The 13,894-nt window shown below is 70.1% G+C and carries 11 protein-coding genes; 8 read left to right on the forward strand and 3 right to left on the reverse strand.

Features of this window, described 5'->3' with window-relative positions; all coding sequences use genetic code 11:
- The first annotated feature begins 79 nt into the window (after positions 1-79).
- From ACIPWA_RS15160 to ACIPWA_RS15190, 7 genes are all read left to right on the forward strand, one after another.
- The gene (locus tag ACIPWA_RS15160) at positions 80-406 is read left to right on the forward strand and encodes a hypothetical protein (RefSeq protein ID WP_400291346.1); all 327 of its coding nucleotides are present in this window, start codon (positions 80-82) and stop codon (positions 404-406) included.
- A 50-nt stretch (positions 407-456) separates the two neighbouring features.
- Positions 457-1,587 carry a hypothetical protein gene (locus ACIPWA_RS15165; protein ID WP_400291348.1) on the forward strand — a complete coding sequence of 377 codons (1,131 nt, stop codon included), beginning with the start codon at positions 457-459 and terminating at the stop codon, positions 1,585-1,587.
- Between the two features lie 102 nt (positions 1,588-1,689).
- Positions 1,690-3,432, forward strand: coding sequence for an SIR2 family protein (locus tag ACIPWA_RS15170; RefSeq protein ID WP_400291350.1), 1,743 nt, complete (start codon positions 1,690-1,692; stop codon positions 3,430-3,432).
- 161 nt (positions 3,433-3,593) lie between these two features.
- Positions 3,594-4,871, forward strand: a complete 1,278-nt coding sequence (locus tag ACIPWA_RS15175; RefSeq protein ID WP_400291352.1) for a DUF6361 family protein — start codon at positions 3,594-3,596, stop codon at positions 4,869-4,871.
- Positions 4,871-6,754: a hypothetical protein gene (locus tag ACIPWA_RS15180; protein WP_400291354.1), complete on the forward strand. Its 1,884-nt coding sequence runs from the start codon at positions 4,871-4,873 to the stop codon at positions 6,752-6,754. Before ACIPWA_RS15175 ends, ACIPWA_RS15180 begins: the two co-directional genes overlap by 1 nt.
- On the forward strand, positions 6,744-9,989 hold the full coding sequence (locus ACIPWA_RS15185) for a helicase-related protein (protein ID WP_400291356.1): 3,246 nt from the start codon (positions 6,744-6,746) through the stop codon (positions 9,987-9,989). Before ACIPWA_RS15180 ends, ACIPWA_RS15185 begins: the two co-directional genes overlap by 11 nt.
- A 74-nt stretch (positions 9,990-10,063) precedes the next feature.
- Complete coding sequence (locus tag ACIPWA_RS15190; RefSeq protein WP_400291358.1) at positions 10,064-10,795, forward strand: 8-oxoguanine DNA glycosylase OGG fold protein; 732 nt, start codon at positions 10,064-10,066, stop codon at positions 10,793-10,795.
- Positions 10,796-10,855: 60 nt separating this feature from the next.
- Here the strand turns inward: ACIPWA_RS15190 and ACIPWA_RS15195 are convergent, their stop codons facing one another.
- The 3 genes from ACIPWA_RS15195 to ACIPWA_RS15205 form a co-directional block, all read right to left on the reverse strand.
- On the reverse strand, positions 10,856-11,695 hold the full coding sequence (locus tag ACIPWA_RS15195) for a VOC family protein (protein WP_400291360.1): 840 nt from the start codon (positions 11,693-11,695) through the stop codon (positions 10,856-10,858).
- A gap of 91 nt (positions 11,696-11,786) precedes the next feature.
- Complete coding sequence (locus ACIPWA_RS15200) at positions 11,787-12,059, reverse strand: hypothetical protein (protein WP_157257679.1); 273 nt, start codon at positions 12,057-12,059, stop codon at positions 11,787-11,789.
- Positions 12,060-12,068: 9 nt separating this feature from the next.
- Entirely contained in the window at positions 12,069-13,151 is a 1,083-nt protein-coding gene (locus tag ACIPWA_RS15205) for a C2 family cysteine protease (RefSeq protein WP_400291363.1), read from the reverse strand.
- Positions 13,152-13,336: 185 nt separating this feature from the next.
- On the opposite strand from ACIPWA_RS15205, the gene ACIPWA_RS15210 reads away from it, so the two are divergent.
- Positions 13,337-13,879, forward strand: a complete 543-nt coding sequence (locus ACIPWA_RS15210; RefSeq protein WP_400291365.1) for a hypothetical protein — start codon at positions 13,337-13,339, stop codon at positions 13,877-13,879.
- Positions 13,880-13,894: the final 15 nt, after the last annotated feature.

Consider the following 13,894-nt stretch of genomic DNA (forward strand, 5'->3'; position numbering starts at 1 on the left):
CGAGAGGACAGGCCGGCGTGGAGCGCCGGGACGTGTACGTTACCGCTCGACGGTGGAACCAAGGAGGGGGTCGCAAGAGATGCAGAAGAAGATGATCGTCAGTGAGATCTCACGACTCGTGGATGTCGAGCCGCCGAACATGTCTAGCGGATCCACCGAACCGCGGCGGTTGTTCGAGCTGATCGACGAATCCCTTGCGCTCGGGCTCACAGCACATACCAAGCAGGGCATGGCTCGGGAGATCGTCGAGCTCTCAGGGGGGATCTGGCTCTCTGCATACGAGTCCTCAGGAGCGACCATCACACGGGGCGGTTTGCTCGCCGTGTTGTCTGCTGTCCAGGTGATCACCGGGGTGGAGCACGCGCCGGCGACACACCGACACCTCAAGGCAGCCGTTCCAGGATAGATTGACGCCGCCACCGACCTGAGGTTGGTCGACCGAGCTCGGAGCACACGATGAATGCCGACGTCCTGACCGCGGCCGCGGGAAACGCCAGTCATGTCACCCTCTCGCGACTCCGTCTCGACGAGCAGAATCCTCGCCTTCCTGAGCGCTTTCACGGTAGATCTCAAGTGGACCTCGCTGCATTCCTCGTCGACGATGCCGATGCGATCCAGATCGCCGAGTCGATCGTCGACAACGGCTACTTCACTGGCGAGCACCTCGTAGTCATGCCTGACGGTCGTGAACCCGCGGCCCTCGTCGTCCTGGAAGGGAACCGCCGACTGACGGCTCTTCTCGGGCTTGCCGACCCGGCTGTTCGTCGTATCTTCGCCAAGGCGCACGTCTGGGATGTGCTCGCAGAGGCCTCGGAGGTCAACCTGAACAGTCTCATACCGGTCGTGATCGTCGCCGATCGTGAAGAGGCCGCACCGATGATCGGATTCCGGCACTTCACAGGCATCAAGAAATGGCGCCCCTTCGAGCAGGCGCGATACGTCAGGTACCTGGTCGACGATCGCGGACTCTCGATCAAGGAGGCCGCCCGCACGATGGGCTCGTCGTCCGTGAAGGTCGGGAACGCCTACAGAAATCTGGCGATCCTCGAGCAGGCTCGGACGACAGCAGGAATCCCGCCTCGAGCCCTCGAGACAGCCGAGGAAGAGTTCTCCCTCCTCACCGTGGCGATGGCCAACGGTGCCCTTCGCAAGCATCTCCACGCTCCGCTCGCATCACAGCTGAGGCCAGGAACACCACCGGTCCCTGAAGACCGTACTGCCGAGCTCGTCGAGGTCTTCGGCTGGATCTACGGGGCAGAGGACGGGCGACCCGCCCTCATCCAGGACTCCCGGCAGATGGGCGCGCTGGCGGAGCTCGTCGAGACGCCGCTCGGGCTCAACGCAGTTCGTCAGACCCACGATCTGGCGGCAGCCCGAGAGGTTGTCAACGACGACGCAGACCGGAAGAGCTCCGACCAGGCGTCGATCGCCAGTCGGCACCTCGCTTCCACGCTCCGGGTGCTCGAAATGCTCGAACAGCGCCTGACCGCGCTCGACCCCACTGAGCTCGTACCGCTTCAAGATGGCTCTCGCGCCCTCCTGGTGCAGGCACAGCGGATCTACGGGATGACCGAGGCCGCCAAGTGAGCGCACTGCCTGCCTAGCCTGCACCGACCAGGGGGTGAATTCACCCTGCAGCTCCCCCGCTCTCGACCGCACCTCTGTGTCGCGAGCGGGCAGAATCACCGCATGCCCAGCCACGAGTCCGGCCAGCTGACGTCGCACTATCCCCCGCAGCGCGCCGGCGGCACCCCCGGCCACCTCTTCGTCCTCAACGGCCGCCTCGAGGCTCTCGGCGCGGACGCCGTCGTCATCTCGACGGACTCGCGCTTCAACGTCGGCGATCACTGGCGTCCGGCCGCGGGCCTGGGCGTCCGCGACGACTGGGCCACCATCCGTCCGGACGGCTGGCAGCGCGGCTCCGCGCTGCCGGCGAGCCGCCAGCCTCGGCCCGACCGCAAGGTCTGGTTCCTCGACGCAATCGGCGCGACGCCCGACGAGGTCGGGCGCGCTGCTGCGCGTGCCATCGAGCAGATCGCACGGACGGGCACCGAGCGCCTGCGCGCCACCGCCCACGCGGCGGGCCGTGACCTGCCCCTGGTCGCGATCCCGGTCCTCGGCACGGCGGGCGGCGGTCACGACCTCGAGCGAGGCCTGGTCATCGACTCCCTCCTCGCCCACCTCACAGCAGCCGCCGGCGAGCACGGGGTCGACGTCGCGCTCGTCGCGTCGAGCCGGTCCGACTACTCGGCGCTCCAGCACCGCCGCCGGGCCGCAGGGCGTCGCGCCCTCCCGACCAAGGAGCTCGACGACCAGGCTCGCGACCTCGGCGACCGCGCCGCCCGCGGCGACCTCGCCCTCTTCTTCGGTGCCGGCGTGAGCATCGCCGCGGGCCTGCCCTCGTGGGGTGCGCTCCTGGAGAAGCTCGTGGAGGCGATGGGTCTCGACATCACGCCACAGGATCTCCAGGGCCTCGGTTCGCTCGAGCAGGCTGAGCTCCTGCAGGTCACGTTGGCCAAACGGTCGGGTCGGCACGACGAGGCTGCGCGTCGCGACAGCCAGGAACAGCTGGGCCGCCAGGTCGCGTCGATCCTCGCCAGGGACGACCTCCGTCCGAGCCTTGCCCACTGCCTGCTCGCGGGCATGCGCATCCCCGAGGCGGTGACCACGAACTACGACCACCTCTACGAGGAGGCGGTCGCGGCGTCGTCGGGCCTTCCTGCCGACCAGCACGACCGCGCGATCTCGACCCTCCCCTGGGACCCCACCGACGCCTCGCACCCGTGGGTCCTCAAGATGCACGGGGACGTCGACCGTCCGGCGACGATCGTGCTCTCCCGCAGCTCGTTCGTCCGCTACGACACCCGCTGGAAGCCCGTCGGCTCGCTCGTGCAGTCGCTCATGATGACCAAGCACCTCCTCGTCGTGGGCGCCTCGATGACGGACGACAACCTGCTCCGCTTCGCCTACGAGGTCGCCGGGCTCCGTGAGGAGCTCGTCGCGGCGGGTGCGCCCGGCGGGCCGGGGAGCGAGATCGGGACGGTCGTCCACCTGGCCGACGACGTGGCCTTCAGCCGGCTCTGGGAGGGTCGTTTCGACGTCGTCGTCGCGTCCCCTCCCCTGCCCGACCACGGCGCTCCCGCCCACGCGACCACCTCACGTGGGGAGAAGGAGGCCGAGGCTGCGCGTCGGCGTCGGGCCGCGCGGGGCCTGACCGTCTTCCTGGACACCGTGGCGATGCACTCCGAGCGGGACGCCCCGCACCTGCTCGACGACCGCTATCTCCCAGCGGACCCCGACGAGGCCGGGCTCGTGCGGCGGCTTCGCGAGGACGCGCACGCCGTACGGCAGCGCGCGGACGTCGGTGGCGACCGGAGCGCAGGATGGCGTGAGCTCGCGGAGGCGCTGGAGCGGTTCGGGACGCACCCGTAGTGGTCGGCGGGAGGTTGTCGAACTGAATTCACCCGCTCGCCCCACCTACCTCGGCTCCAAGAGCCGTAAGTTCAGGCTCGCACGTTCAACCAGCGACGATGGAGGCCTTCCGTGTCCGTACCCGAGGAACAGTCGACGGCCACGTTCCGGGCGCGGCGCAGATGACGTCGTCGTTCGGATGGCTCGACACCGACAACGCTGAGCGGCGGCGGATGCTCGAGGTCATCGATCTCTTCAAGGAACAGGGCACGGTCGACGAGCTGGGTATCGGGTCCATCCGCGACACGTTCTCCGACGCGCTCTTCCCTGGGACGTCGACGCTGCTCACGCGTCTGCGCTACGCACTGTTCGTTCCCTGGCTCGTCGAGCGTGCGGTGACGGGCGCGTCCTCAGCCGACGAAGCGGCACGACGACTGCGGGTCGAGGAGGTCCGACTCATCGAGGCACTCGTCGACGGTTACCGCGACCAGCAGGACGGTCGCGGCCAAGGCGTTCTCGGGCAGACGGCACGGGCCAAGCTCAAGCGGATGCCCAGCGAGGTCTACTGGGGGCCCCTCGGGCGCTGGCAGCTGCGCACCTGGGACACGAGCGTCTCCGGGCACCTGCGGCGCGGGTCCGCGCTCCGGGGCGCGAGCCGCGGCAGGACCGAGACGGACGACCCGGGGGCTCGTGACGGGCGTCTTGACACGGGCTTCGACCTCGGTGGCCTCGAACCTCCTCATGACCTGTTGAGGTCGACGACGTTCGACCTGCGCCCCGAGGAAGCCTCGATCCTCCTCGAACGGCTGCGCACGACGACCGCCGGTTCGCTTCTCGGCTGGCTCGTCGAGCACGGGGACACCATCGACCTCGATGCAGGCTCGGCCGGGGAGTTCTCGCTCGCGAGCGCGCCCGCCGACCTGCGCCGGGTCGTCGACCACGCGACGCGCTTCAGCCTGACCGTCCACGGCGCGTCGCTCCTCTACAACCTCCTCGTCGCCGAGGCCGCTTCCCTCCCCGACCTGGTCGATCACTACCGCGAACGTCTCGACGAGTGGCGCGGGGAGGTCATCAGCACGCGCACCCTCGAGGGCTGGGACCGGGGCGAGCTGTGGCACGTGCTCGCCGAGCGCAACGGGAAGATCCCCTCACCGACACGCACTTTCGTCGATGCGTGGCTCGACGCCGTGCTCGACTCGGACCAGGTCGAGGACTCGTCGCGAGCGCGTGAGCTCGTCACCCATCGCGAACGCCGTCTCAAGGGCGGACGCTCGCGCCTCGTCAACCGGTCGGCCAGAGAGTCCTGGAAGGGCGAGTCGGGGACCGGCCTGCTCGACTACCGGTGGGGTGTGACACGCCGTCTCCTCGACGACCTGTTCTCCGCCCTGCCGGACTCCGCGAGATCTGTCCGCACGGAACAGCGCGCCGACGTGCTCCTCACGGCAGGGACCACCGCCTGATGCTCACCCCAGACACCCGCGTTCTGCTCACCGACGCGCTCCGCCCTCCCGCCGGCCGACGCGTCGACAGCGCGATCGCCACGACGTTCTCGCTCGACCTCACCGCACTGCTCCTAGGACCCGTGACGTTCGCGACGCTCGACGGGAGTGCACAGGTCGACGGTGACGACCTCGCCGCGACGGATCCGATCGGCCTGCTCGAGGCCGTCCAGCGGTACAGCGACCGCACCACGGTCTTCTGCCAGGCCGGCGGCATCAGCGTCCCGGCGTCGTACCGCTCGGTCCTTACCCTTGCCGAGGGGGCCGTGCACCAGGTCATGGCTCCGGCTCGGGGCCGGTTGTTCCACCCCAAGTCGTGGACCCTGCGGTTCATCGATGACGACGGCACCTACCACCACCGGTTCGTGGTCCTCAGCCGCAACCTCACGTTCGACCTGTCGTGGGACACCGTGCTCGTCCTCGACGAGGACGAGACGACGGCCGAGCCGGTCGACCCCGCCCCGATCAGTGCCTTCCTGCGCGCGCTCCCCACGCTCGCCACGTCTCCGCTCCCCAGGGCCCGTGCCGCACTGGTCGAGTCCGTCGCCGCCTCGATCGCGGAATCACGGCTCGCGCCCCCTGAACCCTTCCGCAGCGCCGAAGTCCTGCCGTTGGGTCTCGCGGGCACGACGCCGCCTTGGCCCTTCCCCGACGTCGCCGACAGAGTCCTCGCCGTCAGCCCGTTCCTCGACGCCGGTCTGCTGCACAGGCTCCCCGCCGCGGGCGAGCGCACCCTCGTCTCCCGCGCGGAGACCTTCGACCGGCTGGGAGCGGCGCCGCTCGACGGCTGGACGACCATGACGCTCTCGTCAGCGGCCGAGCGTGACCCGTCCGCAGACACCGGCACCGCTCCCGCCTACGGCGCCCCCCTGCCTGCCTCACCTGCCCACGAGACCGATCGCGTCCGTGACGGGCTGCACGCCAAGACCGTCGTCGTGGACTCCGGCCGCGACAGCACGACCGTGACCGGCAGCGCCAACCTCACCACTGCCGGGTGGGGTGGGAACGTCGAGATGGCAGTCGCCCTGCACGGGCTGACCGCCGACGTGGGCGTCCGCGCAACCCTCGACGGTTCGACAGACGTCCCCGGCCTCACGCAAGTGCTCGACCCGTGCGGACCGCGCGCACTCGACCCTGTCGTCGACCCTGCCGAGGCCACTGTCCTCGACATCGACGACTTCCACCGCCGCCTCGCGGCGTCCGGTCTACGAGCCACCGTCACCACCGACGTCGGCGACGACGACGACCGCGACTCCATGGCGAGCCTCGCCGTCGGGACGCAGGGTGTGCCTGATCCCGTTCCCGGTGCCACCACGGTCGCATGGCCCGTCACCTTGCCGACCGACCTGCATGCGCGGGTCCTTCACGAGGGAGCCGACGTCGCGTGGGAGAACCTCAGCCTTCGTGCCGTCACGCCGTTCCTCGCCGTGGAGACCACTGCCGGGGCGGGGGCCGAGCGTGCGACCCGACGCTGCGTCGTCGTGCTCGGCCTGGATGGCGACGTCGCCGAGCGCCGGCATGCGGCCGTCCGCGACGCGCTGCGCAGCCGGGACGACGTCGCACGCTACCTCGCACTGCTCCTCGCCGACCCCGCGGCAGTGTCTCCGTTCGCCACCGTTGCTGCCGACGACCCGACCGGGAGCTCGTGGAGCTCCGCCTCGGGAGGCAACACGCCGGAGCTGTTCGAGCCGCTGGTCCGTGCGGTCGCCCACGGCGACGAGGCGCTCGACCGCGTCGCGCACCTCGTCGACCGGCTGGCAGAGATGCCCGACGGCGACGACCTCGCCCCCGAGGGGTTCGCCCAGCTCTGGTCCGTCGTCCAGGAGGCCCGCCGTGCCCGCTGATCGCCACTCACAGGAGCGCCCCGACGTCGACGACGCTCTGCGCCTCCTCAAGGACTTCCAACGCCGCACGGTCGACCACGTGCACGCACGTCTGTGGGACGACGCCGACCCGAGCCACCGCTTCCTCGTCGCAGACGAGGTGGGGCTCGGAAAGACCCTCGTCGCGCGTGGCGTCATCGCCAAGACCGTCGATGCTCTGTGGGAATCAGTGGACCGGATCGACGTCGTCTACATCTGCTCCAACCAGCAGATCGCACGTCAGAACCTCGCCCGACTCACGCTTCCCGGGCACGAGCCGCTCCATGCCGAACGTCTGACGCTCTTGCCACTGGTCACGGGCGACCTCGCGGGCAAGAAGCTCAACTTCGTCTCCTTCACTCCCGGGACGTCGCTCCAGGTGTCGAGCGGCGGCGGGCGCGCGCTCGAGCGCGTCGTCATGTACTGGATGCTGGCACGCGGGTCACGGGACCTCGACGTGCGGCCACGACGCTGGCTCCAGTTCTTCCGCGATTCCGCGAGTCTCAAGAACTTCCAGGGGGACGTCGAGCGTTTCCGGCGCAACCGGATGCACGAGCTCGACCTCGACTTCGCCGCCCAGTTCGTCGAGCAGCTCTCGCGCGGTGCCGGACCGCAAGGCGGCAAGCTCCTCGACGAGCTGGTCGAGTGCGTCCAGGAATTCAACTACCTGCGCGGCAAGCCCGCGCAAGAGCTCTCACGCCGTCGGTCACGGATCATCGGCGCCATGCGCGCCACCGTTGCACGGCTCGCGATCGACCGGCTCGAGCCGGACCTCGTCATCATGGACGAGTTCCAGCGCTTCAGCGAGCTCATGCGCTCCGACGCCGAGAGCGAGGCAGCCGAGCTCCTGCAGACCCTTGTCGGGTACGCCGGCCCAGGTGACACCAGGGTGCGCACCCTCCTGCTCTCCGCGACGCCGTACAAGATGTACACGCTGCCCGACGAACCCGACGGCGAGGACCACTACCGCGACTTCGTGAGCACGGTCGAGTTCCTCGCCGGTCCCGAGCGCGCGGGAACAGTCAGGGCGAGTCTCGCGACGATGCGTGAAGGCATGCTCGCCCCGACCGACGCCGCAGCCGTCGCCCGCGCCATCGGGGCACGCGACGTGGTCGAGCAGGAGCTGCGACGCGTGATCTCCCGGACGGAGCGCCTCGCGGCGACGCGCGAGAAGGACGGCATGCTCCGTGAGACCCCGCTCCCCGGGGTCGAGGTCACGGCGGGCGACCTCCTCGACTACGCGTCGCTCGACGACGTCGCGCAGGCCGTGCAAACGACCTCGGGCACCCAGCGGCAGGACATGCTCGAGTTCTGGCGCTCCAGCCCGTACGCACTGAACCTCATGGACCGACGCACCTACAAGGTCAAGACCTTGCTCGACGACGCCATCGCCGCCGGAGCGCCCGCGGTCAGCTCCGCGCTCGGGAGCGCGCACGGGCTCCTCCCGTACGACGTGATCGACGCGTACGAGCCCCTTGACCCGGGCAACGCGAAGATGCGTGGCCTCGTCACCGACGTCCTCGACCGCGGCGCGTGGAGGCTCGCCTGGTTGCCTCCGGCGCTTCCGTACTACGACCTGGCTGGACCGTTCGCAGACCCCCGGCTCGCGCGCTTCACGAAGCGGCTCGCATTCTCCGCGTGGAACGTCGCTCCCAAGGCCATCTCGGTGGTCATGAGCTACGAGGCAGAGCGTCGAGCGGTTACCGCGGCTCACGGCGGGCGTCGTCGGTATGGCGACATCGCCCCGTCGCCCCGCCTGCAGTACCGGACGGACGGCGAACGGCTGGACGGCATGCCGACCTTCCTGCTCTCGTACCCGTCCGTGACGCTCGCTCGAGCTGGAGACTCGCTGCGCCACGCACGCGCTGCCGGGCGACGGCTGACTCGCGTCGAGGTCGAGAACGCTGTCCGGGACGAGATCGAAACAGCACTCGAAGTGCTCCCACCGGGTATCCCGGGGCTCCGCGCCGGTGCAGACCAACGGTGGTACTGGGCCGCCCCGCTGCTGCTCGACTCTCTCGCAGTCGCGAGTCAGGGCGAGTTCTTCGATCTGCTCGGCCGAGGCGAAGCAGCAGCAGACGCAGACCGCTCCGACGAGACCGTTCACGCCGGGGCGTTCGGGCGGCACGTTGCCGCCGCGCGCACGATCCGCCCAGACGATCTGGGCACGCGCCCCGACGACCTCGCCGAGGTGTTGACCTTGGTGGCCATCGCCGGACCCGGCACGTGCGCGCTCCGGGCGCTCGATCGTGTCGCAGCGGCAGTGGACGACACCTCGCTGAGGCGGGGCAGCAGTGCAGACCCGGCAGTCCGTGAGATCGCCTTCGGCATCGGCGGCGGATTCCGGGCACTCTTCAACCGAGCTGAGACACAGGCCGTCGTCGACGCCGAGCGACCCGACTCCGCGTACTGGCGCTCGGTGCTCGACTACTGCGCCGACGGCGGGCTCCAGGCTGTGCTCGACGAGTATGCGCACACCCTCGTCGAGTCCGAAGGACTGGTGGGCAGGTCGGCTCCCGAACGTGCCACCCGTATCGCCCAGGTCCTTCGAGAGGCCCTGCAGCTGCGTACCCCGACGTCGGCCATCGAGGACATCCGCGTGGTCGACGGGGAAGTGCGTGTCCAGGACCGCCGCATGCGGACGCACTTTGCTGCGCGGTTCGGCCGCGGGACGACGGACGAGGGCGCCGAGGTCCGCGAGGAACATGTCCGCGCCGCGTTCAACTCCCCCTTCTGGCCGTTCGTCCTCGCATCGACATCCGTCGGGCAGGAAGGGCTCGACTTCCACACCTACTCGCACGCGGTGGTGCACTGGAACCTGCCAGGAAACCCCGTCGACCTCGAGCAACGGGAAGGACGCGTCCACCGGTACAAAGGACACGCGGTGCGCAAGAACGTGGCGCAGCAGTATGGCACCGCCGCGTTCGCCTCGACTTCTCCTGACCCTTGGGGGGCTGTCTTCGATGCGGCCGACAAGGACCGCCCGGACGCGGTGTCAGAGATCTTTCCGTCCTGGGTGTGCACACCCCCGGGGGGAGCCGCGATCGAGCGCTACGTCCCGGCCATGCCGCTGTCCAAGGAGGAGTCCCGGTATCGGCGGCTGCGTCGGACGGTCGGCGCCTACCGCAGCGTGATCGGACAGGCGCGGCAAGAGGACCTGCTGCGTCTCGCCGGGGACGCGGACCTGAGCTGGGCGCACATCGATCTAGCGCCCTGAAAGTGTGGATGAACTTCCCCAGGGTTCTACCAGATCTAGGACCCTGGTACGGCTGCTCGTGCAACGATCACGCTGTGACCACGACTCCGCTCCCGCCGTACGCCACGCTGCTCACTCCGCTCGAGGTTCTCCCAGCTACCCCGAAGTCGCTCGAGGCTCTCCTTGTGAGCGGGGACACGGGCCCAGCCGCCCAAGAGAGCATGCGTTGGAGCCCTTCACGTTGGGCGGAGCGCTTCGAAAGCCTGAGAGGCATCGACGCCTTCCTCAGGGACCTGTCGTCAGAGCCGCTGGACCGCGCTTCTGTGGGCAGACATGTCACGGAATCTCAGGAGCGCGGTAGGACAGACCTCGCCTTCGTCGCGGCGATGGCCTGGGGCTACGGGCCCGCGGGGTACGGACCGTATCGCACCGCGCGCGTCCTCCTCGCCGCCGATGGCGACGGGCCGAACGGACACGTTCTCGACCGACTCCGCACAGCGACGCTAGTGGCTCACGAGCATGGTGCGGTCGCGGGCTACTACACGCTGAACAACCAGCCTGGACGAGTCCGATTCCTCGGGCCGGCATTCTTCACCAAGTGGCTCTACTTCACGACGGCAGTAGTCGGGCCGGATGACTCCGGGGCAGTCCCGATCCTCGATCTGCGAGTCCGCAACTGGATCGCCGAGAACGGCGGCGTACACCTCAGGCTCGACAAGACCCGGGACTATGCACGGTATCTACAGCTCCTTGATGGGTGGGGCACTCTGCCTGACCGGAAGTTCAGCCGTGCCACCGTCGAGCGAGCGATCTTCGCGCTCTCGTGACGATGTGAACGGGGCCGTCCCGTACCCGGCCTCCCTCGGTCCGAGGACGCCAGTCCTGATCTACCCCCACTCCTGCGGCGCGAACTGCGACAGCGTGAGCTGCGCTCCCTGCGGGTCGCGCACCACGGCCTCGCGCGTCCACTCGTTCTCGCTCGTCGACAGCACGACCCCACCGGCCCGCTCTGCCGCTGCCGCGCTCTCGTCACGGTCCGCGACGGAGAACGCCACGTCCCACCGAGCCCGCCCCTCGACGTGCGCGATCCCGGCGGCGACGTCGGCGAACCCTGGCGGCGCGAACTCCTGCCGTTCGAAGATCCCGGGGTCGATCGTGTGCGCGAGGTGATCGCCGTACCCCGGGACGCGGAACATCCCGGCGCCGAGCGCGGGGTCGAGCTCCCAGCCGAGCAGCGGTCCGTAGAAGTCGAGCGCCCGGTCAGGGTCGGGCGTGAGGAGGTTGCTGAAGTTCCAGGTCCCTGGCTCGTTGACGCGTTGCGCCCCGAGGCGCGTGCCCGCCTGCCACAGCCGGAACCGTGCACCTTGCGGGTCCTGGACGGAGGCCATGCGTCCGGGCGGGCCGACGGTCTCGGGGCCGGAGAGCAGCACGCCACCGTCGGCCGCGACAGCCCCGGCCGTCGCACCGACGTCGTCGACCGCGACGTAGGTGATCCATTCGGGCGTCCCGTCACTGCCGTCAGGCGGGGAGGCGATCGCCGCGACGTCCTGCCCGTCGAGCGAGGCGACGACGTAGCGCCCCGGCGCGTCGGGCGGCATCTTGTCGGTGAACGTCCACCCGAACAGGGAGCCGTAGAACGCGGTGGCGGCGTCGACGTCGGGCTGCTCGGTGTCCACCCAGCACGGCACCCCGTGCGGGTACGTGCGGGGCTGCGTCGGTGAGCTCATCTCTGCCTTCCCGGCCCCGCCGGGTGCGAGGCCTCCCGCGTTCCACCTTCCCAGCCGCCGCTGACACCGGCCTCCGGGGAGGACCGTCCGGTCAGTCGGCGTCGTCGATCTCCTCGAACCGCAGCGTGACCTCGCCGCGGACCGTTCCTTCGCTCGCCCGGATCTCGTCGAGGTGCAGCGTCCCGACGCCGTCGAGCTCGAACGCGTCTCCCTCGTCGAGCACGACGACGGCCTCGTCCGAGGGGGTGCGCAGCGCGAGCTGCGCGAGGGGCGTGCCGTCGACGAGGCCGACGCGCATGATCCCGACCCGCAGCACCCCGAAGGTGGGTTGCGAGCCTTGTCGTGCATTCCTGACCGTTGTCACAGGTGGGTCCTATCGGGTGGAGGGGACGGCGTAGACGGTGTCGAAGTTCTCCTTGTACTGCTTCTCCGTGAGCCACATGTCGCCGACCTTGTCGGACCCGTCGTTCTGGAGGTGGGCGCCGGGTCCCCACGGGTTGATGACGTGGACCTTGAGCTCGCCGTCGCGCTCCTCGACCTTGTCCACGATGTACGCGTGGTTGGGCACGACCCGGGAGTCGTCGACCTCGTCGCCGAACGGCCACCACGACGGTTCGTCCTCGGTCCCGAGCGCGACCGGGCCGTCAGCGAGACGGTCCTTCAGGTCGGAGAGGTTCCCCTCGCCGGTCTTGGAGGGTGTCGCACCGGTGATGGCCGCGAACGCGTCGCTCGAGTAGCCGCCGTCGATGTCGTCGTAGCTGCCGCCCCAGTACTCGGCGGCCGCCTTCTCGTAGATCGACGCCCAGCTCGGGTTCCCGCTCGGGTCCATGACGCCGTCCTGCGCGACCTCGGGCTCGACCGTGATCTCGACGGGATCGCCGTCCTTGTACATCGTCACGGTCCAGGTCCCGTCAGCGTTGAGCTGCATGTGGTCGCGGATGAACTGGGGGTCGTCGCGGGCGACCGCGCCCAGGCCCGCGAGGAGCCAGCAGTCGCCGAGGCCCTGCTGGTTGATCATGTTCGGGTCGAGCGCCGCGTCGTCGAGCGGGATCGTGGGCGGGACGTCGACCCACGGTCCGTGGCCCGAGAGGTCGGGGTTGCCCGGACGGTCCTTCCCACCGTCGCCGGAGCGGTCGCCGCCACCCCCGGCCCACGGCGCACCGCCCCGGTCGAGGCCCGACCCGCCGTCGGCCGCGCTGGTGCGGGCCTGGTCCTCGGCGTTCCGCCGGAGCACCTCGGCGTTGTCGCGGAGCGCACCGAGGCAGGAGGTGAGCGCAGGGGCCAGCCGCCGGGACCAGTCCTGCCGGAACTCCTCGGCGTCGGGCCCTGCCCAGCCTGCGGAGGCGACGATCCCGTCGACCTGCCGCCGGGCCGTCTCGAGCATCTCGGCGCTCTCCGCGAAGCTGCTGCCGAGCCCTGCGAGCGCCTCGACGTCGGCGCCGAACATGGTGCGCATGTCCCCCCTCGTGGCTGCGGGACCGCCTTGGTCCCGGTGCGTCGCCGACCCACGCTATCGACCACGCGGCGGGCAGGCCATGGGCAGCGGTCCCCATGCGACCTCACCCGGTGGACGCCCGGTCGCTGCTAGGTTCGACGACGCCGCGCACGTGCGCGTCGACCGACCCAGCGAGGGGGCACCGCGTGAGAGACGCCGGATCGTCGAGGAAGCGGCTGCGTGCCGGCGGGGTGCTGCTGGGGGTGGCCGCCGTCGGGCAGCTCGTCGCAGGGTGCAGCAGCTCTCCCGCCGCGGCTCCGACCGCGAGCACGCCGGGTGCGAGCCCTGCCGAGGCGCTCGACACCTACACCGTGGTGCGCGACGACGTCCTCGCGGCGCTGGCGTCGCTCGACCCGGCCACGCCGTGGGAATCGAGCGGGACAGCCTCCCTCTCCGAGGAGGGCTCGACGTGCACCCTGGTCCTGCCGGCCGCCGGCTCGGCGCAGTACCTGTACGTCGAGGGCGACGACTTCGCGGCGGTCCGCGCAGCCCTGGACCCGGTCCTCGCGCAGCACGGGTTCGCCGCCCTGGGGCAGACCGTGTTCGCGGACGGCGGGGCGGTCGAGGTGTCGTCGACCGACGACGCAGGGGCCGAGCTCGTCGTCTCGTCCGAGCAGACGTCCGTCGTCCGCCTGAACGCGCCGGTGCTGTCGGAGACGTGCGACGACGCGGAGCTCGGGCGGTCCTAGGGTGCGGGACGGCAG

Source organism: Oerskovia enterophila (assembly GCF_044748475.1).
GTDB lineage: Bacteria > Actinomycetota > Actinomycetes > Actinomycetales > Cellulomonadaceae > Oerskovia > Oerskovia enterophila.

Excerpts from the sequence above, each read along its gene's own strand:
- ACIPWA_RS15165 (WP_400291348.1), top strand. The coding sequence starts at position 457 with ATGAATGCCGACGTCCTGACCGCGGCCGCGGGAAACGCCAGTCATGTC.
- ACIPWA_RS15160 (WP_400291346.1), top strand. The coding sequence starts at position 80 with ATGCAGAAGAAGATGATCGTCAGTGAGATCTCACGACTCGTGGATGTC.
- ACIPWA_RS15175 (WP_400291352.1), top strand. The coding sequence starts at position 3,594 with ATGACGTCGTCGTTCGGATGGCTCGACACCGACAACGCTGAGCGGCGG.
- ACIPWA_RS15170 (WP_400291350.1), top strand. The coding sequence starts at position 1,690 with ATGCCCAGCCACGAGTCCGGCCAGCTGACGTCGCACTATCCCCCGCAG.
- ACIPWA_RS15205 (WP_400291363.1), bottom strand. The coding sequence starts at position 13,151 with ATGCGCACCATGTTCGGCGCCGACGTCGAGGCGCTCGCAGGGCTCGGC.
- ACIPWA_RS15195 (WP_400291360.1), bottom strand. The coding sequence starts at position 11,695 with ATGAGCTCACCGACGCAGCCCCGCACGTACCCGCACGGGGTGCCGTGC.
- ACIPWA_RS15180 (WP_400291354.1), top strand. The coding sequence starts at position 4,871 with ATGCTCACCCCAGACACCCGCGTTCTGCTCACCGACGCGCTCCGCCCT.